General features: G+C 36.7%; 27 protein-coding genes. 17 read left to right on the forward strand and 10 right to left on the reverse strand.

Translation table 11 applies throughout. The annotated features are described in order from the left end of the window. Window positions 1-99: 99 nt before the first annotated feature. Window positions 100-699 (reverse strand): hypothetical protein, encoded by a 600-nt coding sequence (locus BLT53_RS21675; RefSeq protein ID WP_090238668.1) that lies wholly within the window; start codon window positions 697-699, stop codon window positions 100-102. After that, a complete protein-coding gene (locus BLT53_RS21680) occupies window positions 696-1,112 on the reverse strand; it encodes a hypothetical protein (protein ID WP_090238671.1) in 417 nt (138 codons plus the stop codon). The genes BLT53_RS21675 and BLT53_RS21680 overlap by 4 nt, the downstream gene beginning before the upstream one ends. An 84-nt stretch (window positions 1,113-1,196) precedes the next feature. On the opposite strand from BLT53_RS21680, the gene BLT53_RS21685 reads away from it, so the two are divergent. Then, window positions 1,197-1,403 carry a hypothetical protein gene (locus BLT53_RS21685; RefSeq protein ID WP_090238673.1) on the forward strand — a complete coding sequence of 69 codons (207 nt, stop codon included), beginning with the start codon at window positions 1,197-1,199 and terminating at the stop codon, window positions 1,401-1,403. Window positions 1,404-1,526: 123 nt separating this feature from the next. Here the strand turns inward: BLT53_RS21685 and BLT53_RS21690 are convergent, their stop codons facing one another. From BLT53_RS21690 to BLT53_RS21715, 5 genes are all read right to left on the reverse strand, one after another. After that, window positions 1,527-2,219: a glycosyltransferase family protein gene (locus BLT53_RS21690; protein WP_090238676.1), complete on the reverse strand. Its 693-nt coding sequence runs from the start codon at window positions 2,217-2,219 to the stop codon at window positions 1,527-1,529. A gap of 254 nt (window positions 2,220-2,473) precedes the next feature. Continuing rightward, window positions 2,474-3,418, reverse strand: a complete 945-nt coding sequence (locus tag BLT53_RS21700) for a hypothetical protein (RefSeq protein WP_090238681.1) — start codon at window positions 3,416-3,418, stop codon at window positions 2,474-2,476. A gap of 1 nt (window position 3,419) precedes the next feature. Then, a complete protein-coding gene (locus BLT53_RS21705; RefSeq protein WP_090238684.1) occupies window positions 3,420-4,958 on the reverse strand; it encodes a M2 family metallopeptidase in 1,539 nt (512 codons plus the stop codon). A 3-nt stretch (window positions 4,959-4,961) separates the two neighbouring features. Further along, entirely contained in the window at window positions 4,962-5,669 is a 708-nt protein-coding gene (locus tag BLT53_RS21710; protein ID WP_170834466.1) for a sugar phosphate isomerase/epimerase family protein, read from the reverse strand. An 89-nt stretch (window positions 5,670-5,758) separates the two neighbouring features. Then, window positions 5,759-6,526, reverse strand: coding sequence for a phytanoyl-CoA dioxygenase family protein (locus BLT53_RS21715; RefSeq protein WP_090238689.1), 768 nt, complete (start codon window positions 6,524-6,526; stop codon window positions 5,759-5,761). 202 nt (window positions 6,527-6,728) lie between these two features. Here BLT53_RS21715 and BLT53_RS25235 point away from each other — a divergent pair, with 202 nt between their 5' ends. Continuing rightward, window positions 6,729-6,902: a hypothetical protein gene (locus BLT53_RS25235; RefSeq protein ID WP_170834467.1), complete on the forward strand. Its 174-nt coding sequence runs from the start codon at window positions 6,729-6,731 to the stop codon at window positions 6,900-6,902. 78 nt (window positions 6,903-6,980) lie between these two features. On the opposite strand, the gene BLT53_RS21720 is transcribed toward BLT53_RS25235, so the two are convergent. After that, a complete protein-coding gene (locus tag BLT53_RS21720) occupies window positions 6,981-8,294 on the reverse strand; it encodes a replication initiation protein (RefSeq protein WP_090238691.1) in 1,314 nt (437 codons plus the stop codon). Window positions 8,295-9,342: 1,048 nt separating this feature from the next. Between BLT53_RS21720 and BLT53_RS21725 the strand changes: the two genes are divergently transcribed. Both BLT53_RS21725 and BLT53_RS21730 read left to right on the forward strand, forming a co-directional pair. Then, the gene (locus BLT53_RS21725) at window positions 9,343-10,356 is read left to right on the forward strand and encodes a cysteine peptidase family C39 domain-containing protein (protein ID WP_090238694.1); all 1,014 of its coding nucleotides are present in this window, start codon (window positions 9,343-9,345) and stop codon (window positions 10,354-10,356) included. Between the two features lie 596 nt (window positions 10,357-10,952). Next, window positions 10,953-11,318, forward strand: coding sequence for a VOC family protein (locus BLT53_RS21730; RefSeq protein WP_090238696.1), 366 nt, complete (start codon window positions 10,953-10,955; stop codon window positions 11,316-11,318). A gap of 53 nt (window positions 11,319-11,371) precedes the next feature. On the opposite strand, the gene BLT53_RS21735 is transcribed toward BLT53_RS21730, so the two are convergent. Continuing rightward, window positions 11,372-12,229, reverse strand: a complete 858-nt coding sequence (locus tag BLT53_RS21735; protein ID WP_090238699.1) for a PDZ domain-containing protein — start codon at window positions 12,227-12,229, stop codon at window positions 11,372-11,374. 137 nt (window positions 12,230-12,366) lie between these two features. Here BLT53_RS21735 and BLT53_RS21740 point away from each other — a divergent pair, with 137 nt between their 5' ends. Genes BLT53_RS21740 through BLT53_RS21750 form a run of 3 tightly spaced genes read left to right on the forward strand, consistent with a single transcriptional unit; the run spans window position 12,367 to window position 14,954 of the window. Then, window positions 12,367-13,257: a glycosyltransferase family 2 protein gene (locus tag BLT53_RS21740; protein ID WP_090238702.1), complete on the forward strand. Its 891-nt coding sequence runs from the start codon at window positions 12,367-12,369 to the stop codon at window positions 13,255-13,257. A 10-nt stretch (window positions 13,258-13,267) separates the two neighbouring features. Further along, window positions 13,268-14,608: an aminotransferase family protein gene (locus tag BLT53_RS21745; RefSeq protein ID WP_090238705.1), complete on the forward strand. Its 1,341-nt coding sequence runs from the start codon at window positions 13,268-13,270 to the stop codon at window positions 14,606-14,608. Continuing rightward, window positions 14,601-14,954, forward strand: coding sequence for a cupin domain-containing protein (locus BLT53_RS21750; RefSeq protein ID WP_090238708.1), 354 nt, complete (start codon window positions 14,601-14,603; stop codon window positions 14,952-14,954). The genes BLT53_RS21745 and BLT53_RS21750 overlap by 8 nt, the downstream gene beginning before the upstream one ends. A gap of 85 nt (window positions 14,955-15,039) precedes the next feature. Here BLT53_RS21750 and BLT53_RS21755 read toward each other — a convergent pair whose 3' ends face one another. Beyond that, complete coding sequence (locus BLT53_RS21755; protein WP_170834468.1) at window positions 15,040-15,606, reverse strand: YqaJ viral recombinase family nuclease; 567 nt, start codon at window positions 15,604-15,606, stop codon at window positions 15,040-15,042. A 264-nt stretch (window positions 15,607-15,870) separates the two neighbouring features. On the opposite strand from BLT53_RS21755, the gene BLT53_RS21760 reads away from it, so the two are divergent. Genes BLT53_RS21760 through BLT53_RS21805 form a run of 10 tightly spaced genes read left to right on the forward strand, consistent with a single transcriptional unit; the run spans window position 15,871 to window position 25,263 of the window. Beyond that, a complete protein-coding gene (locus tag BLT53_RS21760) occupies window positions 15,871-16,527 on the forward strand; it encodes a helix-turn-helix domain-containing protein (RefSeq protein ID WP_244520536.1) in 657 nt (218 codons plus the stop codon). Further along, window positions 16,524-17,450, forward strand: coding sequence for a hypothetical protein (locus BLT53_RS21765; RefSeq protein ID WP_090238716.1), 927 nt, complete (start codon window positions 16,524-16,526; stop codon window positions 17,448-17,450). Before BLT53_RS21760 ends, BLT53_RS21765 begins: the two co-directional genes overlap by 4 nt. Before the next feature lie 17 nt (window positions 17,451-17,467). After that, window positions 17,468-18,616 carry a beta-ketoacyl-[acyl-carrier-protein] synthase family protein gene (locus BLT53_RS21770; protein ID WP_090238719.1) on the forward strand — a complete coding sequence of 383 codons (1,149 nt, stop codon included), beginning with the start codon at window positions 17,468-17,470 and terminating at the stop codon, window positions 18,614-18,616. Window positions 18,617-18,632: 16 nt separating this feature from the next. After that, window positions 18,633-19,472: an RnfABCDGE type electron transport complex subunit D gene (locus tag BLT53_RS21775; protein ID WP_090238722.1), complete on the forward strand. Its 840-nt coding sequence runs from the start codon at window positions 18,633-18,635 to the stop codon at window positions 19,470-19,472. Window positions 19,473-19,483: 11 nt separating this feature from the next. Continuing rightward, the gene (locus BLT53_RS21780; RefSeq protein WP_090238725.1) at window positions 19,484-20,290 is read left to right on the forward strand and encodes a beta-ketoacyl synthase N-terminal-like domain-containing protein; all 807 of its coding nucleotides are present in this window, start codon (window positions 19,484-19,486) and stop codon (window positions 20,288-20,290) included. Then, complete coding sequence (locus BLT53_RS21785; protein ID WP_090238728.1) at window positions 20,287-21,546, forward strand: beta-ketoacyl synthase N-terminal-like domain-containing protein; 1,260 nt, start codon at window positions 20,287-20,289, stop codon at window positions 21,544-21,546. The genes BLT53_RS21780 and BLT53_RS21785 overlap by 4 nt, the downstream gene beginning before the upstream one ends. A 10-nt stretch (window positions 21,547-21,556) precedes the next feature. Next, a complete protein-coding gene (gene fabG, locus BLT53_RS21790) occupies window positions 21,557-22,306 on the forward strand; it encodes a 3-oxoacyl-ACP reductase FabG (protein ID WP_170834469.1) in 750 nt (249 codons plus the stop codon). Window positions 22,307-22,319: 13 nt separating this feature from the next. Next, window positions 22,320-22,553, forward strand: coding sequence for an acyl carrier protein (locus tag BLT53_RS21795; RefSeq protein ID WP_090238734.1), 234 nt, complete (start codon window positions 22,320-22,322; stop codon window positions 22,551-22,553). 23 nt (window positions 22,554-22,576) lie between these two features. After that, complete coding sequence (locus tag BLT53_RS21800) at window positions 22,577-23,509, forward strand: DUF1702 family protein (protein ID WP_090238737.1); 933 nt, start codon at window positions 22,577-22,579, stop codon at window positions 23,507-23,509. Beyond that, complete coding sequence (locus BLT53_RS21805; protein ID WP_244520537.1) at window positions 23,506-25,263, forward strand: CRTAC1 family protein; 1,758 nt, start codon at window positions 23,506-23,508, stop codon at window positions 25,261-25,263. Before BLT53_RS21800 ends, BLT53_RS21805 begins: the two co-directional genes overlap by 4 nt. Window positions 25,264-25,270 lie beyond the last annotated feature (7 nt).

Raw genomic sequence — 25,270 nt, forward strand, 5'->3', positions numbered from 1 at the left:
TTTACTAAAAAGATTTTATTTCTCGCTTTAATTCGTATTCGATTAATAACACAATGTTGATTCAACACCAGTTTCAAGGTGCCGTGGCTGTGGCCAGCTTCAAAGATTGGAAGAAGGTTTGTGTTCAACATACTTGAGAATTTTCTTTGCGGCATTTTTAACGTTACCTTTCCTATATTGCTCAACAAAATCAGTAAAGACAATGGACAATAAGGATTCCAGTGTAAAATGGTGATTAGTTTCCACTTCTTCTAAGTCAAAACAAAGATGTTCGCCACGCAAAGCTTCCTCCCTTCCCATGGTAATGGAAATGGTGGTCAATTCATCATCCCCACAATAAATGTTAGGGGTTTGATCGCTATAGTCCTCAATCGCAGGTGGAGTTATGTCACGAGTAACAAGCCACTGAAGGATTTGGGGGAGGTTATCGTAATTTCGTCGGACATAGAACAAAAAATCACCATATAAGACTTGTAAAAGATCGGCTTGGTTAAATGTACTTTCTAATTCACGAGAAAGGTCATAACAGAGGCCTTGGGACCGAACCAATACTTCAGGTTCCAATTTAATATTTAGCTTTACGTATTTTTTTACTAATAGTCTGTCTAACACTTTGCTGAAAAAGTCCTTTCCTTTCTGATTAGATTGTATTTTCTTGAGTTCTTGTCCTATAAGATCCAGTTGGCTATATGCTCTCATAAAGTTAATCCTCTTTCCCGTTTTAAAGCGTATTTAAATATCCTTTGAGCCGCTTTACGTTTACTGCAATCCCACTCAATACAATAATCCATCAATATAGTATTAAATGCTTGATCTAGTTTGATTTCTATTGGTTTTCCGGATGTTTGATGTTCTGACTCTGGATATGTTTCACTTCTGCTTAACGCTTTTTTAACCAGTTCAGAGCAATAAGGTGTTATAGGTAAGCGAGCTCGGTTAGCAAACAGTCGAGCTGCTTTTTTTTCATCTTCACTGACATAAATCTTAATATCGAATTTAGCGTCACTTCTCTTTTTACGCGGTGCCTTTTCTGGTTTCCGAACATTTTCCTTTATAGGTGTGTTTGTGGTTTGATTTAATTTAGATTTGAATGATGGATTAATGAAGCTCATTTACCCCTCTCCCCCACTTCAGATTAGCCCTTCCCCGGGCTTTAAGTTAGCGTCATTTAGTTAATTTGTTAGATAGTTATAGGTATGTCTGACAGGAGAGAGCTAGAACGTATTAAATGGGAAAATATCGTCCAAACTGGTAGACACGAACAGTTACCGGAAGGATGGGGAAAACGTATGTTTAAGAAAAAAACAAGTAACTTAGGAATTGAAAGTAAGGAATTAAAGCGATTGGTAAAGGCAGCTAAAAAAAGGGGTTCAGTTACAGTTAAAAGCTTTAAGGAGAAATAAATATAAGCATCAACTAAATATTATCTTTTTGGGGTAAAAAGGGATCGTGGATTGAAAATAAAAGGAAAGGAGAGCGGGGCTCTCCTTTCCTTTATGATTTATTATATGTCCTATTGCCAGTGGCTAGATATTGTTCTTCATCACCACGGGAAAACACGTTTTTACAGTTTCCATTTTCACGGTAATTCCTTGTTTAATGAGCTCGTTGTATAGATCTTCAATATCATTTTCTCCTGTTACCTTGATTTTATTGTGTGAAGTTTTTTTTACTAGTTGTACAAATGAGGCACCTGTTCTAAAGAAATACAGGCCGATTGAAGCATAAGGAGATGTGGTCTTTTTAAGTACTTTGACTACTGTACCATCAGATTTGGCTTTAATATAACTTGAATCTGATTTTATAGATGCAATGCTCCAAATAATACCTCCTGCAGAATTTTGAAGAGGTGACCATGAACGATAACCTGTATCAAAAAAGGTATCACCATAATAGATAAGTAAGGGCTGTTGATTATCGATGTACTGTTGGGCCATTAATACAGTTTGTGTCTGACTGCTCGGCCAAGAGTCTAGGGTAAAGACTGTACATGGGTAGGGACAATGTTGTTTTATTTGTTGTAGCAGTGAATGGTGTTGTAGATCTCGCTTTAAACAGATGAAAATCAGTTTATAGGGCTTCTGAAAAAAGGGCTTTAATCCTTGTAACGCCCAAGAAAACAATGGTTTTCCCTTGTATTCCACCAACATCTTAGGAAGGGAATTTTCCGCCTTCTTTCCTTGTTTTTCTCGACTAATCAGAGGGAAAATAATATTCATACCTGATGTTCCTTAATCCACGTTAAAGTATTTCTGCTATTCCTAAAAAAAGCTTGATCATTAGCAAATGGTTTTCCAGAAACGAATTGACGGTAAGGAGTCTCAGCGTGCTTAAGCAAATCTAACGTTTGTTTCCCTACGTACGCAATTCCCTTTTTTATGTTTCGATACTGTATTTTTATATGGCTAGTCGTCTGTATTATTAATTGATATTCCTGGCTCTTTAATTTTTTCCCACTTCTCATAGTGTCCTCCTAGTGCCCATCTTGTAAAAACTGATACAAAAGTTCAGTACCCAACCCATACATAACCCACTGCCGTTGTGGATAGTCCTGGTGGAGTGGAGTCATGGAAAGAAAAAGAAGTGCTTCTATAAGGCGAACTGTTTTATCATTTAATTGAAGAGTATCGGTCAATATACGGTGAATACCTACTTGTTCCTTTGTGGTATGGAGGTGGTATTCAATGGAAGTAGAGCTGGTCCTTACATCAAAACAATTATGAATGAGTAAGTCATATCCTGATAAACTGTGCCTAAGTTTTGCAAGATCATATCGTGGATCTCCATAAGGTGTAAGCTTACCAAAGGATCCTCTTGGATCAATCAATTTAATGCGTTGTGTACGATCATCATAAAAGATATTAGAAAAACAAAGATCTCCATGAATAATTGCACCATCGTTTGTATTTAGGAGATTTAAAAGATGGTTTTGATTCTCCATTAATAATAGCAGCGGATTAGGATATGGCTTTCCGTTAATCTTCAATTCTTTTTTAACATGATTACCCTGATGATCTAGTAGATTTTTTTGTAAATACTCAGTTAATCGGTTTATCGTTTTGTCCCAATACATTGCGTGAATTTGTTCTTTATTTATGGGCTCTTGGTATTGCTGGAAATCAGATAACATAGATTGCAAGGCCACTCCAACATTTTCCCAATTAACTTCACTTTTCCTGATATATAGTTGCGAGAGCGTTGGAACAGAAATACGTTCCAATTCCAAAAACATATCATGGGAATGTAAGGAATAGTCTTGTACATAGGGCATATAGATCTGAAGTGGCGCGGGGATTTGAAGATACCATAATATTTCACTATGGAGAATGTCCGTCTTTTCACTGGTTTTTTTTACGGTTACACCATTATTTGTGAGTTGTAAGGAATTGAAGAAACGAGAATTATAACTTTCATTCATGTTAATCACTCTTTGCCTTAAAATAAGCTGTAATTTCATCTTTTAAATGTTGAGGTGTTACAGGAAGATAAAAATCAGCGGTTGACGCGTCTTTCCATAAGAGAGAAGCCCCTGGATAAAACAAGTATTCTTTTAGATCCTGGAGTGCCTCCTCCGAAAAGGGCTCTTTAAAAGAGGTTGTCAAATAAATAAAAAGGGTGGAGGCTTGTAATTCCCCAAATAAATAGTTATGGTAGTAAACTGGTAAGGTTGAGAGGTGAGATTTACTTGCCCAATATGGAAAATCCCAATCATCCGGAGGGTTTATTTTTTGAATGTCATTTACCAATGTCCACCATAGCTTGTTCAAATTTTGTTCCGGGTTCTCGTATAACTGCATTTCAAACAATGTTAAAGTCATGGTCCAATACAACCTGACCAATAAATTCTGATAATATGTTTCTTTAGGTAAAGCTTTCGAAAAGTCGTTGGCACCGAAATGGGAAGAATATAAAGGGATTTTTTCAAACAACAAGGCAACCGCTTCGCTGATGAAGATTTGTGAAGGCTGTTTTAGTATAAAAGGAAGAGCTGAATTGATGAACATTTCATAAACGCCATGACCTAGTTCATGAAGCACTGTCTGAAGGGATTGAAAAGTGGAATTTTGATTCACAGAAATTCGAATGTCACCTTGACGGTCAATATGGAAACAAAAACCAGTAGGGCTTTTGTCTTCACTATTGGTAAAGTGCCCATTTTGAATGAGGGGTGTGATATCAAGATTAATTTTACTGAAAAAGTGCTGGATATCTAATAAGTCTATAGAGGAACTTGTTGAAGTGTTTTCATAATATTGAAAAAAAGGGTGCTTATAGTGCCAAGGCCGTAACTCTTCAGAAGATATATTAAACCTTTCCATAATTTCTTCATCAATTGTGTTTTTAAGGTCCTCATAAATGGGATCCAGAAAGGATTTAATATGGTTAATGGTTTCTTTTATAGTTTTTACATTTAAATCTTGGGTGGACAATTTCAGTTCGTAAAAGTTTGAGTATCCTTTTTCGCGGGCAACTTTATTTCTCTTCTCAATTAATTTGAGTAACCGATCCTCGATTTCTTGGCCACTTTTCATATAAGCTTTCCATAACTTTTTACGTTCGTCTGGGGTAGCTTGTTTTGCAAGTGCTGCAAGAAGTTCGCTCTCAGTATAGACTTGTCCTTCAATCGTAGGCCGAAATGTTGCAAAATGGAAATTCAGCTCACTCCAAAGCTCATTAATTTCTTCCCGTAAAGTTAAGTCCTTACTAAACTCTAATGTTTCTTTCCAAAGTGCTTTCAATTGTAAAGATTCAAGATCGTTGCTGGTTGATCTGTCCTTTTTATGTGAATGAATCAGTTGTTGGACCTCTTTAGATAATAATAATGCTTGGTAATCCTTTTCAGTCTGTTCGGCAACTTCAATATAATCTGGATTACCGGTTACAAGTAAATGCCATAAAGAATCCATCATCCGCTCATATTTTTGTTTCATTTCCTTGTTTAACCGTTGTAATTCCATAAACTAAGCCTCAAATCCTATGAATTTTTTTACTTCCTCAATGTTATTGTCGATAGTAGCTATGGAAGGTGATGCTTTTTCTTTTTCCTCAATAATCAATAAGCAATTTTTTGGTAAATGAGTATGGAGGGAAGAAAAAAGACCATGTAATGGTTCTCGAATATGAACGCCTTTTATAAAGGTTGAGAACTGTCGGAAGAAAGAATGGCAATCAATATTGGCTAGGTTTAAATGAAAGGTGTCAGGTAAGAGAAAAAGAGGTGAATGGACATTCTCTAAAAGTGACTTTATGTCTTCTTCATAAAAAATGCACTGTTTAAAATGAGGATGAATCGCTGTGGTTATATTATAAGATGCATAAATATTTGTTATTTCTCCAACAAACCTATACATCTCAGAGAGGGTCGTATGCTTGTACCTTAACCCAGGAGCCAATGCAACCATCGGAACTCGAAGAAGTTCCAGTTTATGGGCAAGTAAACGGTGATGCATTAAAATTTCCCGTTTTCGATGAATACTTTGAAAGTGACCAAACTCAAATACAGAGGAAAGGGTAAGGTTATGGGCTTCGAGGTCAGATTTGATGACGGAAGGATTTTGGAGAAGGGCACTTCCCATTTCTACTGATTGCACTCCGTGTTCACAAAGTCGTTTAAAGGCCGTAAGATAGTCATGTTTCCATTGACTAACATGATAGGACAGGTTCAGCATAGAGGGATCATTCCTCATCCGCAACCCTCAGAGTAGTGTTTTTTGATAGGAAATCCATTTCTATACTTTTCAATCATGAGGATGCCTTCCTATTTTTTAATTCCTTGAAAATTGGGGCGCTTTCGAATCCGTTTTCCCATTTTGTTTATGAGGTAATTGTAATTCAGTGTAACTTTTTTCGCACTAACGGGTGCAAAGTGTGAAATAATGGATTGTCTGAAATCACTTTCTGAATTATTTGGTGGTGAATCATGAAGTATAGCACCGTTGTATATAACAATATCACCAGGCGCGGTGTTTACAGTCACAATTTCATGACCTGTCGGTACCTGTAAAGTCTGTACATACCCACCGAAGGTATCAGCCTTTTCGTCAAATGTTTTTTCAGGTTCTAATATATCGAAATCAGCAGTGCCCCGTACAAAACGCATACTCCCATTTTCCGCATTAGCTTGACTTAAACTCACCCAAACAGCAATACACTTTCCAGGTGTTACACCAATCCCATAATTGTCTTGATGCATAGGAATACCTTGGGCCCCTGGGGGTTTAAAATAAAAATTGGTGGAGATTAAATCAACTTCTTCCTCCAACAAATATTCCACTATGTTAATGACCTCGTGTTTCATAACAAACTGAAACACGTTATCTCTCTTTTGATGATAATCCTTCATCCTGGGATAAAGGGATTCTAATGGTTTATCATGGTCTTGTTGAATAATCCCTTCTCTAACTTGATCCATCCATAAGTGTTGATACTCTTCTTTTAGTATTTTTACCTCATATGATGTATAGGCATTTGAAATCACAACAAAACCTTGTTGTTTAAACTCGTTCAGTATGCTGGTCTTGTTCATTGATAGACCTCCTCAGAAATTTAGTAGTAAATCAAGCATATTAGAATAAAAAACAGATTCCTCGGCTTTATTTGTAAAGTTGGCTGAATAGTTACCATTTATTAAGGTGTGATCAACAATAGCCGAGTGTTCTTGATACATATAGCCTATTCTAGGATTAATCATTAATACAGAATGATGATCACCTAGTAAGGAGGCATTTATGGACAAAAAAAATGTAGACTCTAAGGAAAAAGAAGCTCATAAGAATCAGGATATGAAATCTAGAGCATTACGAGAATATTACTTACTAGAAGATTCATTGCAATATGATAAACCCCATTGGGAACAACTTTACTTTACGAGGTTTCAGCGTATGTTTTGGGGGAAATTTTAATCAAATACAGATTTTAAATGAACGATGTAAAAAACCGCCTCCCGAGTGGGGGCGGTTTTCTACATAGTTTGAGGAGGGTTAGGGGGTGACCGGAAAAAGAGAAGAATAATAGCTTCTAATTTCCTGGTCTTTAAATTCGGAGGAGGTGAAGAGAGGAAGGTTTTGCTGCTTTCTCTGGTCAAGCATAGCTTGTAAATACTGAAGGGCTTCGTCTTTAAAGCGCTTGCCGACAGCTTCTTCATCTTGTTGTGAAAACTCCATGAGGTTATAAAGAAGCTGTTTAACTTCAAGAAGATGCTCTTCGATAAGAGACGCACTCTCAGGTTCTTTGGGCAAAACGGTATTTGAATCGTTTGACCTATCTATATCAATTGATCTTAGATAGCTGGGAAGTTTTTTTGCTGAACGTTGGGTAAGAGAATGAGCATAATCCTCTTTAATGGATTGAATTAGATAACCTACGGGATTGTCCGTTTTTTTCTTAGTAAACACAGTTTGAGAATATCGAATATTGCGTTCAATTTGTTCTAACGGAAAATCGCTAATCAAACGATTTGCTACTGAAGTTTTGACCCCTATATTTTCCAAGATTATTCTTAGTTGCACTTTTGGGTTGTCGTCATTTGTAACAGAGGAGGCAACACTTTGTTTGATTTTGTTCTTATAAATAAAAAACTTAATTTTTGTTACTCTTTTTCCGGTCTTTATTTCTGCGAACTCAAAACAAAGATCTGTTTTTTCCTTAAGTTCCTTTTGGCTGAGGTTCAATACCTTGTCCTTAAAATGGCCAAATAATTTATATTTAGTTGGTGAAATACCAATCACTTCACGGAGGTCATGAAGTGAGAAGGTCCGTTGGCCGATGTGTTCATATTGTTTCAATAATTCATAAATACGAATAGAGTAAGACGATCGTAACTGTACAATGTTTTTTAACTGGTATGTAGTGAATTTCTCTTTTAACTGCAATAAGTATGGCTTTAGCTTAGGACTGAACTCCAGCTCAACATACCCTTTGCCATGAAAGTATTCTGCACTTGAGAGCCAAGTGATATCCAAAATGGATTTATCCGTATGAAGTGGTATGGTTTTTTGTTGAAGAGCATTGACGACTTTTCGTATTTCTGTATATTTACCTGTGGATTTTAAGCCCAATAGTTGAACAAAATCCGTAACTTTAATGCGATAAGGACGAAAGGCTTCATCAGAAGGTTGAACCAGACTAGAAAGGCATAGAATTAACTTTTGTTCTAAGACAGAAAGTTGATATGTTTTTTCAATTAATGCGTTGGACTTAGTTACCCAATGATAAGCACTCAGATGATCGGTTTCTTCTTTGTAAAAAGATAAGTGATCACCTCGAGGAGGATCTAGTTTTTTTGTGTGTAACATGCTAACCTCCTATCTTTCTCTTTTTACATCAATGAATCTTGAGATTTCTAACGAAGAGAAATAACTTTGAAAAAGTTAAAGATAAAATGCTAACCCTTGTTAAGAGGAAAAAGGTTACGTTTTGTTAAGTTAACTATGAAGGATACCCAATATGAACACTCGGCTTTTAATGTGTTCTCTATATGTGAGTAAAAATTGACTTTTAAAATAACAAATCATCCATATTTTATGTATTTATAAAGATAAGGCAGGCACTTAGTTAACGTCTCATTCGCTTTTTTAATTTTATAAGGGAACGTATGTTCTATTTTAATGCATGAAAAGACAGAATACAACAATTTTCCGGAATTTGCTTAATTATTTTTAACAATTTTACCCGAAAATGTTAAGTCATGAAAGTTGGGGAGGTTCGAATTACCACAAATCCCAATCTGGTAAGTATGCTAAAGGATAGAACATTTTCATTATTGTTGATTTTCTCAATGACGAGTGAATATTCAAACTGAAGAGTAGGTCTTTAATTAAGGAAAACCGTATTTAAAAAATGGCAACCATACATTTGGAAGAATGATTTCCATTTTACTTACTGAAGTAATCTTCTTTTCTTTCTCATTATTAATTAATTACTCCATATTTGAAAAAATTTATATGAGTAAAACTAAACAATTTATGATATCATCTGAACGTATAAAATCAGTTGCTTTTGTCCTCGTTCTCTCTATCTCTTCTCGGTAGCTTACTATGATTTTCAATCCAATCCTCGGTCAGCGTTTAATCATCTCTGGTCGTAATCCCTAACCCAATTCATTTTTTAGGTATTTCAAATGATTTTATCTGCTATTGTCCTGTCCTGCCCAACACCTTAGGCTGCACTCTACCTCTCGATGTGGTGCCTTTTTGTCTATTGATTAAAGTTGAGAAGTTTTCTTAAAAAACTATTTATGTTAGTTTACGAGTGATTCGGTAAACGCTTTCATGGTAAAGAGTTAGTCAAACCAATTAGCGATACACACTTCACATTTAAAAAATTTAACGTTAGGGTGAAAAAATGAAAACTAAATTATCGATAATGATTCCACCAACTATTAATGGTTACCAATTTTACGCATATCCCTTAGCGATAATTCTCAATCATAAGGAAACACACCCTTGGTTTTATAGTAATTATATACAATTGGCTTTTGATAAGGATTTCTATTCACCAGTACCTTTTTGTTTTTACATGTATGATTATGCTATTAACCCTTGGTTGAATGTTCAAAGGTTACAAAGAAACATATTTGACATAACAGGTCAAGATATCGTTGATTTTGTTAAAAATGCATTAGACAATCAATATTATGTATATCTAAATGTCGATGAATATCATATTCCTGAAAGAAGTAACTTTCATAAAAAGCACATTAGTCATGATGTTCTTGTTTATGGATATGATTTAGAAAATAACACTTTTGATGTTTTAGGGTTTAATGATAAAACGATTTTTAAAAATTCAAAGGTTAGGTTTTCAGAGTTTCGCCATTCGTTTGCTAGCCTAGATATAATTGAAAACAATTGCCATCAAATTTATTTATATCAATATAACCCTCATGGAACGTATAGCTTCAATACAGAATTAGTAATTGAAACTTTGGAGGATTATCTATTTTCACGGAATACATCTAAAAAAGTAAGCATGTTAACAGAAGAATGGGATAGACACTATGGTATGGATTCTTACAAGCAATTAAACAATTATTATCAAGGCTTGCTGAATAATGATTTATATATTGACGTTAAGTTTACTCATATACTATGGGAACACAAAAAAGTGATGGGATTACGTGCCAAATATATGTGTGACCTAGGGTTAATAACCGAGGAACTCGTTGAGGCCGCTTTAAAAATTGAAGATCAAGCCTTGGTTTTACGTAATCTATTTATTAAATACAGCATGACTCATAAAAAAAATATCATTTTTAAAATGATTGAGATGACACATTCCTTACAAAAAGAAGAAGAACAGTTGATTAAAAACATAATAAACCAATTAAAATTGTCTTTTACTAAATCGGTAAGATAATGATTCCAAAAGGAGGAGAACAAAAAGAAAGAAGCAGAGTTGATATTCCTTTAGATTTTCCCCCATTTCCATTTGACGTGTCATGGGGGCTTTTTACTGCGCGTTTATTACTCATACAAACAGTAACTTAATACCCTAATTTTAACTAATCGTTATTTTCCTCTAAATAAATAACCCTGGTGGATATACCAGGGTGTGTAGCATTTATACGAATGGCAGCCGGAACAAATATTAAAGCGAAAAAATAAAAAATAAAAAAAGTAAAAAACAGTGTAAGGATTTTCACTTTTTCTTCGTTACATAGTATGAAGGGCTTTTATAAAGCATCCTTCTACGGGTCAGTACTTTTTACTCGCGTTAAAGTCTCCCCGTAAAACGTAGAAAAGGAGTGTGGGAAATCATCAATTGAATCAGAAAAGTATACGGGTCGTTTGAGAATCTTGTTTTAATTTCCCTTCAGGATGACCATGAGTCTATTGTGTGGGTAACAACCCTCAAACAGGGGTTTGGTGCTCATCCTCCAGAGAATTATCACCTGCACTTCTTTTGTACGTTGAATCATCTAAAAACTAATATATAAAGGAGCGTGCTTTAATATGGCGGTTATTAATCGATTAGGAAGCGTTTTTATTCATGTAAGTGATTTGAAAAAATCAACGGAATGGTATGCTAAGATTTTAGAAAAACCACAGCCGGAAGAAGAACCACAAGGTCCTGTACATTGGTTTGAGATGGGTGAAGGACGAGGGGTGCTTCTTGATGATAATCGGAACAATGCAGATCATGTTCGCCCTTCTTTTATGTTGAATACCGATGATGTGGATCGAGCTTACAAATTAGTTACTGAAAATGGTGGCAAAATTATTCGTGAGATAGAACGAGATGAAATGGTTTCATTCTTTAATTTCGAGGATCCAGACGGAAATATGGTCATGGTATGTCAGGAACACCATAATCAGTAAAATGTGCTTGAACTAAGAGTGCCGAAAGATTTAGGGTTTCGGCCCTCTTAGTTTTAGGCTTCATCGATGATGCTTTTTTCTTTTCTAACGAGTGCAACGTCCTCAAGAGGAGTTTGTTCCGGGTCGATCATGCCCGTATATTGGTCGTCATAGGTTAATTGAATGTTTAATTTATTTAGATGTTTATTTCTCAAATAGACGACTTCTATGAGATTTTCTTTATTAAAATAATGGGATAAAGTTCGGACAAACTCGTAGTAAGTGGCAACGGGTTTACCATTAATATGAGTAATGATATCGCTTTCGCGTAATCCTGCGGAGTACGCTGGACTATTTGGGTAGACCTTCATAATAAAATTTCCCTCATGACTTGAATTCGCTTGAAGCAATTGATCAGGTGTGGCTGTGTAGTTTATAACTCCGATCCTTGGGTAATTAAAAATATCATTTCGCAAATCCAGTCCGAGCTCTAAAACGCTTTTTATATTATAAAGTGTTTGTCTCCAACCCATATCTCCACATTCTCTAATCCACTGCATAACCTCGTCATCTTCATATCCATCCACCTTCACGGTGATTTTTATGAAATTTTCGGATATTTCTTGTAACGTAAAGTCAGTATGCAGCTCATATTCTCTGTAGGAGCCATCAGGAAGTAACGCCTTATACTTGTCCCAAAAGACAATACGGTGAGGAGCTTCCTTGATTATACATATGGATTTATTGGTCAATTCACCAATAATAAAATCAACCTCATCTCCAATTTCAATTCTCTTCTTTTTTCCTTCGATTAAGGCAACGTCCGTCAAGAATTGGTTCCAACCGTCGGTGGTCGAGATCAGGGCCCAAAGCTCCTCATGTTTACAATTAATGTAGCTTGTATTAAGCGTGTAAAATTTCGTTTTATCCATGATACGCCTCCTTTCTATGACTATCTTATTTGAATGTTAGGCTCTTTGACTCGGCGTTTTTAAATGAGATTGGCAATAAAAAACGAGTACTGTTTTGAATAATGATTTTATAATGTAGTACAAAAACAGGTGAAAAAATGCAAACAACCGGAGTCATTATCCCCGTTTTTAATCAAGCAATTCCTCTTTTATGTACCTTACATGGATTCCAAAAACAATCTGTTAATTCATTTAAAATATCGATTGTGGACGATGGTTCTGACGAGGATATAAGGAGCATTGTGCGTTTGTTTGAGGATGTACTGGATATCACCTATACGAGAATCAATAAAAGTGGGAGAGCAATCGCACGAAATGTGGGAGTCGAAACACTTAAAGGAACTTCTACCCTCATTTTTTGTGATGCCGATCGTATTCCGGCGAGGAATTTTATTCAAGAACATCTTAAAGCCCATAACTTCAAGAAAGCTGCTTTGGTAGTAGGTGATATCAAGGAGATGTATGTCCCTGACCTGTGGAATAGCCTTCCTACAGTCTTTGAAAACTATCTATTTACAAAGCGGTTGAGGAGGCCACAATATCCTCGTATTGTTTACACGTTATTTGACGAGGAAGGGAAATCCATATCCAATATTCCTTGGTTAGCGACGTTTAGTGGGAATTTTTCCATTAGTTATGACCTTTTTAATAAGATTGGGGGATTTGATGCCAATTTTCGTGATTGGGGTTTTGAACACTTTGAGTTCGGATACCGTGCCTATCGGCAATCTGTTGATTTCTTATACAACAAGAATGCGGTTAACATTCATATCGCTCATAGCCGTCAAATCAATTATCAAACTCATCTCAAAAAAAGTCATGACATATTCAAAAAGAAACACCCGTCCCCAGAAGTCGAGCTACTTTTGGATTTTATGTTAGGTGATGTCAGTTTATTGGATCTACACAATGTTAGTCTTCCCTTGCATGACAACGTCCCTAACTTCAAAAATATACCGGATCGGTTTGTGAAAATTACTAATTTTTAGGAGTGTGTGTATGAATAAGTATAACGTCCTTCATCCATTCAGCTTTATGCCCAATTTACAGGATAAGACCGAAGAGGATATTAAGGGACTGTACACTTTTTTAGAAAGTGGAAAAGGTTGTTGGGTAAATGATGATAAAGGAAACAAATACTTTTATGCTACAACAGCAGTTCCAACTGTTGGGCTAGGTAATACAAGAGTAGTGGAAGCCATCCATAAGCAAATGGAACGTTTGAGTTTTGCGTCTACCTGTGGTCAAACACATCCCTATGTACAAAAACTTGCTGAGAAGTTAATAAGTGTAGCCGGAGATCATTTCTCCCTTTGCTTTTATACTATGGATGGTAGTGGTGCAATTGAAACTGCGATGAAGCTTGCTAGACAACATTTCATTCAAAAAGGATTACATAAAAAATCCAAGTTCATTAGTTTTGATGGCAATTATCATGGCACTATGTTTGCCTCGGGTTCTGTAACAAATATGGGGATTCAAGAAAGCTTTGGAGAGGGGATTACAGGCTGTTACACTGCGCCTTTTCCAAATATGTTAAGACCTCCTCTTGAAGGGACAGAAGAAGAGATCATGGCCTATTGCCTTCAACAACTTGAAAAGTTAATTGCCGAAATTTCTCCGGACGAAATCGCTGCCATTATCTTTGAGCCTATCCAAGCTGTCAATGGAATCATTCCAATGTCTCAGTCTTTCCTGCAACAGGTCGCCTCTTTAGCAAAAAAGAATAATATCCTCTTAATTGCCGATGAGGTAACTACTGGATTAGGAAGAACAGGATATTGGACAGCCAGTGAATATTATGGAATCAAACCAGATTTGTTAGCGATTTCAAAGGGATTGACTGGAGGCTACTTTCCTATGGGGGCCACACTTATTTCTTCAGAAGTAGAATCAACTTTAATTAGGGAAGGCGGGGTATTTCTTCATGGTTCAACCCAATGTGGTCACCCGGTTGGATGTGTAGCTGCTCTTGAGCTAATCTCAATTATTGAAGAAGAGAACCTGCTAGACAACGCAAAACATTTGGGAGAAAACATTCTTTCCACCTTCAAAGATCGTTTAAAGGACTGTGAACATGTCGGAGAAGTACGAGGGCAAGGATTAATGATTTCTATTGAGTTTGTGACTGATCGTCAGTCTAATAACACTATAGACTTTTCGCTAGGCGAGCGCTTTTCTCAAGAACTAAGAAGGCATGGGGTGCTGGGTAATTATTTTAATGGGATTCTATTGTTATATCCACCACTAAACCTTTCGGAAGGTGAAGCAACTTTTCTTACCAATAAGGTTAGTCAAGCAATCAACCAAATTTTTGGAGGTATAAATAAATATGAGTGAAGACAAACACAAAATTGTTCGTAAGGAAGACATGGTCTGGGAATATGGGATGTATGATCAAACGGAAATGACTTACCTATGGGAAGATGAGGAGACAGGCAGAGTAGCCTTTCTCGTAAAATTAGAACCAGGCGCAAGAATCCCATTTCATGATCATCCAAGAAGGGAAATTGCGTTTCTTGTAGAAGGGGAGGTTTGGTTGAATGACGACTTGATGAAAAAAGGCGACTTCTTGACAGCAATTGATCAAGAAGCACATGACGTCTATTCCGAAAAAGGGTGTACTTTCTTTATTTATATCGATTATAATATCCAAAAGCACCGGTTCGAAAAAATCGAAAAATAGTTAACAAAAGTAAAAAAGAGCTTGGATATGTAATCGAGCTCTTTTTTACTTGATCAATATATAAGTTCTATAGATTCTGAACATATTACTTCATAACTTCGTTATACCAAAATTCTTTCTCTTTGTTTATAATTTTTTTAATTAGATTTTCGTCACGATCAATGTAATAATAATGTAAATGGATTCCACCCACTAACGTAGCTACCCACCACCCCTTGGCATTTGTAACAGCCATATAATGTTGGCACTGAAGATAAATAGATGACCTCTCATCCTTTTGGAGTGTAAAGTCTTTATTAGATGTCGCTTTACACAACAATCCTTCCTTTTTACCAACAACCATTCGATCAACATTTGCTATCATAAATGGATGTTTAACATTTTGTAGAATCGCGTTTTTTCTCAGGAGCTTGATTCCCGTCTTTTTAAACTCCTCAGCAATAAATTCTTTAACCCTCATTCGAAACTTCATTTTTTCATGAATAATTACCTGTGTGTGACCCGTTTTTTCCTCAATTAACTTCCGCTTACTTTTACTAGGATTTACCCCGAACAGCGTACTGACATCCGTACCACCAATTCCTTTAGATCTCCATTTTGCCAGTTCTGCCTCATCTAAGTCATGTTTCCAAACCAATATTCTGTAGTCCAAATCATGTCCTCCTTTCAAACTCTCTCCATAATAGAAAAAGTTAGAAAGAAATTCTCGGTCTTTAATCGGAAGATATCGGCTTTTTTAGCCTGGGAAATTTGTGGGATTAAGTAGGAAGATAGCACTATTTATAGAATATTTTAGGCTATTTTGTAAATTTTACACGAATCTACCGCAATGGATTATGAACTTTCAGAAAATTTTATTGATAATATGTGCTTAGCGAGTAAAAAGTAAACAATTGACATCATAGGGGGATTTTATGTGAAACCAGTAATCTTGTATTACCCAACATTGCAAAAAGATTTTAATTTTTACGAATGGGTCGGGAACTTGTCCAACAAAGTCAAGTTAATGAAAGTTACTAGTTTTCAAGACGTCAAGTCCGTCATGAAGATGGGAGATTACACAGTCTACATTTTATTGACAAATAGTCAATCGTTTCCCGCCAATTGGCAATTCACTCAATTACAAGCTGATACTACATTAATGATATTAGCCGGTTTCAATAAGATGAATATGGTATTACTCAACTCGTTTCTGGATTCCTTGGACACTTATGTAGAACCTAGCCCTGACAATTCCTCGTTTTATCGATCTCTTGATTATTTAGATGATAATCTTTGTGATAATGAATTGTCCTTGGAAAAGGTGGCCTCTCACGCGTACGTAAGTAAGTGTCATTATTCAAGAATCTTTCAGCAATATGTCGGTAAAGGATTTAAAGAGTATGTCATCAATAAACGAATTCAAAAAGCGAAAGTGCTGCTAAAGAAAGGTGAGACCGTTACTGATGTTTGTTTTTCCATCGGATATAACGATCTAACCCACTTTGGACGAATGTTCAAAAAGATTGTGGGCATTAATCCTTCTCAGTACAGAAATCAATATAGTGCATGCCAGGAGGCTAAAACATCTTGAAGAAAATACTTATTGTTCTATCTGTTATAGGGATTATCGCATTTGCTATAACATCCTTTCGAAGTTATAACTTTTACAAGGCTTACGAAATCCCGTCCTTAAAAGGTAATGTGAACATTCATGAGCTTAACATTGATTTTAAAGAAGAAATAAAAATTGCAAACAGAAATATAGCAGAGAACAGAGAACTAGGTGTTAAAGATATCAATGAGGTTAATGTAGAAGAGGGTTATCACTATTCTAAGAAGTTAATAAAGGAAGGAAAGTATAACCAAGCCTCACAATTACTAAAAAAAATCGTAAAGTTAAAACCGAATCAATGGGTTTATCTTAATGAACTCCGAATACTCGCACTTAAGGAAAACAAGACAGATGACTTCTTAAAAACAATGGAAGCTATTCCTCAGACATATGAAGTTAGAATGAACGAAGCATTGGCCTATGTGGACTATTTACAAACCCCTGGAATGGGGACGGCTAACTTAGGACAAAAGTCGGCACAGTCCATAAATTTATTAAATGAAATTATTAAAGAAAATAAACACGACTTGTTAGCCCATTATGCCAGAGGCCTTAACAACCTATATTGGCCTTTGGGATTGAAAAGAACCAATAAAGCTATTCAAGATCTGACGTATTGTGTGGCTGTTGAAAAAGAATTTGGAGGAGACAAATTTCCGTTCTGGGCCTTGTTTTATGTTGCCTTAGGGGATGCCCTTGTTAAGGATGGACAACAAAAAGAGGGACAAGCTGTTTGGAAACAAGGATATAAAAAATATCCTCACTCTTCTGAATTAGAAAAACGCCAAGGATTAGATGAGAAAAAAGCTTTTCAATTGGTTAAAGAAGAGAGAGGAATTGATGGTTTTCAACAGCCAGATAAGTCCATCTCCGATCTTAGTATTATTTGGTCAAATCATTAAATAGGGGGGATCGATTCATGCGATCCATTGCTGTTTCTGGAATATCCGTAATTTCTTCATTAGGCTCAAATATCGAGCAAACGTGGTCAAATATGCTAAATAAACAAAGTGGTGTCAGCCAGGTAACTTTGTTTCCGGTAGAGGATCAACATAATCGTAATGCATGTGAGGTAAAAGATCTTAAATCAATTTGTATCCCAGAGGTTTATGAAAAAGGCAGGGCAACAAGCTTGCTCATTACAGCGATAGACGATGCATTATTTGATGCAGGACTCGACGAGAGTTTCTTACAATCCGCTCGATGTGGATTAAGTGTCGGAACAACAATGGGAGAGTTGAATGGGTTAAGTCGAGAAGGCGCTCATATGAAATATGGTCCCCATCTTTTGGCGAAGAATGTTCGGGACTATTATGAGCTAGGAGGGCCTTCGTGGACCCTCACCAATGCTTGTGCGGCCGGGAATTTTTCCATAGCAAAGGCGATGGACGAATTACAATCCGGTAGAGTAGATGTGATGATTGCTGCAGGTGTGGACGCTTTATCTTGGGTAGCTTTTACGGGCTTTAGCAGTTTACGTGCGATGTCCCCTGATTTTTGTAGTCCATTTGATAAAGATAGAAAGGGATTAATTCTAGGTGAAGGAGCAGCAGTTTTAATCTTAGAGAGTATTGAGCATCTTCAAAAAAGGTCAAGAAATTCAAAAGCTGTCATAAAAGGTTATGGTCTCAATTGTGATGCTCATCATATAACTCAACCAGATCCAGACGCAGTGGGGGCAATCACGGCAATGCAAGAAGCTCTTCAACATGCTCAGTTGTCACCAAAGGATATTCAGTATGTTAGTTCACATGGCACTGGAACGAGGGCAAATGATTCGATGGAAAGTAAAGCCCTGTTCAAATGTTTTGGAAGTGGTATTACTACGAGCTCAGTCAAAGGGAATATAGGCCATACCTTAGGTGCGGCCAGTGTGATTGAAGCAGCGTTGAGCGTGAAAATTATAAATGAGAAAATTATTCCCCCCACGGCAAACTTGCATCAAGTGGATCCAGAAGTGGAGGTTCATGTAATCAAAGATCACCCCGCTAATTTTGACGGTGAAAATATCATTTCCAATGCCTATGCCTTTGGGGGAATTAATTCGTCAATTATTATAGGGAAATAGCGCATATGGAGGATATATGATCAATTTAAAAGAACAATCGCTTAAGATAATTACTTCCTGGAAGGACTATAAGGTTGACCCCAGGTATTTTGTATTGCTATTTCTTTTTTCATTTACCTTGGCCGGCATGGTTTATCTAGGTTTTTTTCAATCTTGGAAATCCATTTTAACGGGAATTGTGGTCTCCGTTACAACTGAAGTTGTGCTAACAAGGCTTGTCCATAAAGTATGGCGATTTCCACTTAGTGCGGTCATAACTGGGACGGGGGTTGGTTTGTTAATTAGTTCTCCTTATCCCTGGATCTATGCACTTACTAGCTTTCTCTCTATTGTTATTAAAATGTTTGTACGGTTCAAAAAAGGACATATTTTTAATCCCAATAATATAGCGGTAGTATTGGTCTTGTTCACATTAAATCAATATGCCGTCAGTACACCTAAGCAATGGACCAATGGGTTTGAAATCATGATGGTTATTCTGTTGTTGGGTATTTTTGCAACCTACATGGCGAATCGACTCGATGTTGTCCTTTCATTTCTAGGCAGTTTTACACTGTTCGGACTACTTCGCCACTATTGGTTGGGGGCTCCAATGTACGCAGCACTAGGTCCCCTAATGGGAGCATCTCTCCAGTTGTTTGCCTTTTTCATGATTACCGATCCCAAATCAACCCCAAGTACAAGGCGAGAGAGAATCCTATTTGCATTTTTAGTCGGCGCGTTAGATGCGATCTTCCGTATCTATCGCATTCCAAATCCCCAGTTTTATGCTCTTTCCCTCATTAGCTTGTTAACCATTATCCCTTTTAGAATATGGATTGCTAAACGCATTAATAAAACAGAAACTGGAATCTAGGTGAGTTAAATATGGTATATATTAGTGGGCTTTCTTGTATCTCTCCCTTTGGCATTGGGATTGAGAAGTTGATTGGAAGAATGCAAAAAGATTCTACTGCCTCAAGTAAAAACAGATTACCAAATGAACTGAAGTACACTCATATTAAAGGATTGAATCGACTTCCCAAGGTGAGCAGGTATGGTTGCATCGCTATTTCAGAAGCACTCCGGTTTGCTGGCTATAAAGGGTTGTTGGGAAAAAATAGCCAAATCGGGATAGTCGTTTCTAATAACTATGGTAGTTTAGAAGCTATTCAAGATATGTTTCAAGAGTGTGATCAGTATGGTCCGACAAAAGTGAATCCATCAATTTTTCCTGGGACGGTATTAAATGTAGTAGGTGGCCATATTTCTATCGTTTTCAAGTTTAATGGCCCCAATATTACCTTATCCGATGGGGTTGATTCTGGATTTAAGAGTCTTTTGTATGGTTATGACCTTATTCAACAGGGGAAAGCGGAAAAGATCCTAATTTGTGATCTAAATATTTTTCCACCTACCAAATATAAATCAGAAGTTGAAGAATTCCTCCCCGACTTTGAGAGCGTAGGAGCCATACTTCTTGAAAGACAACCAAAAAACGATTCACTGCAGTTATCCGTTAATCCTGTAAATAAAGAAGGCAACACTGTAGAAAATCCAAGAAATATTACAAGAGAGCTGATAAAAAAGAGTTTTACGTTGTTAAAAGATGAGAGTACCAATAACGATAAAATGTACACGTATGCAAGGGGTCATGGGACATATTGCCTCAGTCTTAATAGGATTTCAAAATGATGAAAGACATTTATTTATCAGGTATTGGACTAATATCTTCTCTTGGGCATGATATGTCTGCTTGGAGAAAACTGTTTAGAAATGAACAAAACCCGGCCAAACGACAGTATCTTCTAAATAATAATATTGAAATTGAGTATCCTGTATTCCCCATCGGAGAAGACGAGCTAGCGTATCTTAAAGAAAAATTATTCACAGAGTTTGGTATTCGTGAAGATGATATTGAACAGTTCTTGCTGGAGGATAAAGACTTTCTTTTGTTATTGATTGCGTCATTAGCGGGCCTTCGAAATGCCAATATTAACTGCATGGATAAGACAGTTGCTTTGGTCATTGCTCATGAAAACTTAGGGGTGAACCATTTAATTGATGGTCTGATACAAAAACCCAATTTACTAGATCCGTCGAGTCCGCTAGAATCTTTTCAACAATATAAACATGATTTTTTCCGACTCCAGAACTTTAATTTTCTCTATCACTTGGCAAAAATATTAAAAGTAAATGGACCCACATATACCATCAATAATGCCTGTGCTTCCGGCCTTTATGCTCTTGAATTAGGGAGTAATCTGATTAAAAGCGAGCAGGCCGATGTGGTTATTGTTGTTTCCAGTGATTATGCACATGTGACTGAATACTTGTGGTTAAACGAAAAGGGGTTTAATGCGTCTAATAATGTTATTGCTCCTTTCGATCAAAAAGCTACAGGGTCAGTACTTGGGGATGGAGCCGGAGTTATTATTTTGGAATCAGAAGACAGTTTAACTCAAAGAAAGCACTCGCCTTTAGGTCGTTATATTACAACGGCTTTTCAACAAGACCATTGGCGAATTAGCCTACCAGATGTAACAGCAAAGTCGTATTCAAAAGTAATTAAAAAGGCTTTATCCCGATATGGGCGTAATGTCGATTTTATTATCCCACATGGTACAGGAATTCCGATGTGGGATAAGTATGAAGCAAGAGAAATAACATCTTCCTTTAAAGATTTAAATCTAGAAATCCCCCATGTTGCTGCATTTAAGGGATTTATAGGTCACACCTTAGGGGCTAACAGTCTCATAGAGTTAGTTTTAGGAATATTTAGCTTGAATGAAGATGTAATTCCACCGTTTTTCCCTCCAGATTTCCACGCACATCCAAGCGTTGCACTACCTTTCACTCAAAAGAAAATTACTAAGAAAATGAACAGTGTATTAAAAACCGTAGCGGCATATGGCGGGTTTAATGCTGCGACCATTATTGAAAAAACTTGAGGGGGAACGCATGTTTAATCTTAGGGACTTTGCGAACAAAACCGCGTTGGTGACGGGCGGTTCAAGAGGAATTGGAAGAGAAATTGTCACCCAGTTAGTCAAAAATAAAGCCAATGTAATTTTTACCTATAATAATGGGATTGAACAGGCAGAATCCCTTCTAGCAGAGTTGAAAAATGAGGATGTAGTGCTCAAGGCCATTCAGTGCAATCTGGAAAAGAAACGCGAGTTGGATCGTCTAATTGACTACCTTTCAAGTCATCCCACAAAGATTGATTTTCTCATCAACAATGCAGGATTTACAATGGATCAACCCTTCTTAAAAATGAAGGACGAGGAATGGGAGAAAGTGCTACAGGTGAATTTAACCGCTACTTCCTACTTGACTCGTAAGCTACTTCGTACTTTGTTAGTGCAAAAGGGGGCTATTGTAAACATTACGTCCATATCTGGATTAATTGGTACAAAAGGACAAGTAAACTATTCAGCTTCTAAAGCGGGAATCATTGGATTGACAAAGGCCCTTGCCAGGGAAGTAGGTCGACTAGGTGTAAGGGTCAATTGTATCGCTCCTGGATATATCAAAACAGATATGATTAGTGGAGTCCCTAAAGATAAATGGAACAAAATTCAAAAGGATATTCCATTGAATCGAATAGGAGAACCTGAAGATGTAGCTCATATGGCTTTGTATTTACTATCTTCATACGCTTCCTATATAACTGGCCAAGTCATAACTATTGATGGTGGATTAATTTAGAAAGGGTGGTTAGATGTCATACGAAATTAAAAAACAAAGAATTTTAGAGTTAATTGCAGAAATGGTAGAAATTGATGTAAATGAGGTTAAAGAAGATAGTGATTTTGCAGATTTAGGGATTGATTCCCTAATGGCTCTTGAGTTAGCGGTGTATCTCGAACGTGATTACAATATATTCATTAAGGAACATGAACTAATGAATCTTCGAAAAGTAGAAGACCTTTTAAGTTTTTTAAAAACAAATTAATGGAATAAGGATGAGTGCTCATAATGGTTAAGTTTCTTACACACTACTTTTCCGGGAACCATTCATTTTTTAAAAAGAGATTTCTCAGCATACTTTTCCATTTTTTCAGTGGAGCTTTCCTGGCTTTTTTGATCCCCTCTGTTAGACTCCTCAGATTCCTTATCGAACATCTCTCTCCCACCTTTTACCGGGGATTTACTGATGAAGGTGCCGGAATTGGTTTTGGATTAAGAGCGCATTTCTTTAAAAAAAGAGGGCGCTCATTTGAAACCAGCATTCAATCCCTGACTAGCAGATCGATATACCAATACTACGTTGGCTTAGGATGGTGGCTTCATTACCGCTATCGCTATAACCCTAAAAAATACGACGACTGGATTAGGCAGCTTCACTTCAAATATGCTTTGATACTTTTTGATGGTGTGGGTTTTAAAGTTGGTTTATTTACCTTTTACCATAATAAAAAAAGCCTAGCAGTATTAGAACACTTTACTGTGCCACAGCAAAGAGTTTGTTATCAGGGGTTTGGACGAAGCCTCTGGTTTCAAAGTAAATTTCATTGGTCAACGGCTTTAACTGAACTTGACCGATTGGGGAAAGACCATCCATTTCGAAACGATATTTTAAGCGGCCTTGGTCTTGCCGTTGCATATAGTAAATTTGATGATTTGTCATTAGGAAGTACTATACTGACTTCTCTTTCATCTGAAGACACGAGCAGTTTTGCCCAAGGACTCGCATTTGGCTTAGAAGCACGAAAAAAACAAAATCCTAAACTATGGGAGAGCACAATAGAGGCTTTACCCCTTCCTATCAAGGAGCAAATGAATGGTTTCATTCAAATTTGTTACCAAGTTGAAGAAGAACTAGATGAGTACTGTACCGACCGTGATTACTATTTGTTATGGATTGATAAAATCAGAAACACATTAGAAGGAGATAATGGATATCGATGATGAAACCAGTTGTAAAAAAAGTAGCCATGTTAGTTCTAGTGGTTTTTGTAATCTTATTAAGTGCATGTCAACAAGAAGCTAAGGTTAACTATGGATTCAAATTCAAGGATATTACGCAATCCACCGAAATAAATTTCACCCATCAAAAACCTCAATTTGACAAGAAAGTGAGCAATGTTATGCCTTGGCTTGCATCAACTGGTGCAGGTGTATTCCTAAACGATTACAACAACGATGGGAAAATCGATGTCTATTTAATTAATTCTAAAAAAGGCTCGAGTAACAAGTTGTATAAAAACAAGGGTAACAATAAATTTGAGGATGTAACGGATCAGGCTGGGATCGGTGATGTTAATAAAGAAGGAATTTCTGAAACCGCCCTTTGGTTTGATTATGATAATGATGGGTTTCAAGATCTATTTGTTGGTGCATGGGGCAAAAGCCAACTATTTAAGAACAATGGGGATGGTACATTCACGAATGTGACAGAATCCTCAGGACTCAAAGCAATGGGTTATGCAGCAAAAGCCATTGCCATAGATTACAATCGAGATGGTAATTTGGATTTGTATATCGGCAACTACTTTAGAAAAGATGTTGACTTATGGAATCTGAAAAGCACAAAAATCTTTCATAATGATTTTGAAAAAGCAAGAAATGGAGGAGAGAATTACTTCTTCAAAAATAATGGAGACGGTACATTTACTGAGATTGGAAAAAAACTTAATTTAGATGATACCGGTTGGACCCTCGCCACTGGAATGGCCGATATTAATAACGATGGCTATCCTGATATTTATAATGCAAACGATTTTGGAGCTGATTCCCTACTGATTAATAAAGCTGGAAAGCGTTTTGAAAAAATCACTCAACACCGGGGGATTGGTGAAGATACGTATAAAAGTATGAATGTTGATTTTGCGGATGTTTTCCATGATGGGAATTTTGCAAACTATGTATCGAACATTAGTAAACAAAAGTACTTGCTAGAGGGAAACCAACTCTGGCATATGAACTCTAAAGGGAAGTACGTTGATCGAGCAAAAGAACTAGATATATTTCAATCCGGATGGTCTTGGGGCGCAAGATTTTTTGACGTAAACAACTCAGGGAATTTGAGTCTGGTGGTGACCAACGGATTCATTACAGGAAAGTCAAGAGAGACCTATTGGTTTGACATGGGGACCCTTGCCACAACTCCTGGTAACATCGTTGAGGATGCAAAGAACTGGCCAGCGATTGGTGACAAAGATATGTCTGGTCATGAACAAAAATCACTTTTTCTTAATCAAGGCAAAACCTTCCCCGATGTCGCTAAAGATGTGGGAATTACATTTAAAAAAGATGGCCGTGGGGTGGCGGTAGGAGACCTCGATAACAATGGAACCTTGGATTTATTTTTTGCAAATCAAGGGGCAAAACCAAAAGTTTACACGAATATACAAAAGAAACCAACAAATTGGATTAAAATCGACCTTAAAGGAACCCCTCCCAGTAATAGAGAGGCAATAGGGGCTAGGCTTACTTTCCACAATAATGGCATTAAAACGGTGGTTGAAAAAGATGGAGGAAACAGTTTCGGCTCCCAAAGCGATCCGCGTATCCATCTTGGCTTAGGAAAAAGTGAAACGCTTGATCAATTAGATATTAGATGGCCAAGTGGAAAAAAAGAAGTCTTTAAAAACATTAAATCAAATCAGATTTTATCGATTGTGGAAGGGAAAGGCTCATATAAAGTCATCTCCAAGAAGTAATCAAGGA

The organism is Fictibacillus solisalsi, assembly GCF_900103485.1.
Lineage (GTDB): Bacteria > Bacillota > Bacilli > Bacillales > Fictibacillaceae > Fictibacillus_C > Fictibacillus_C solisalsi.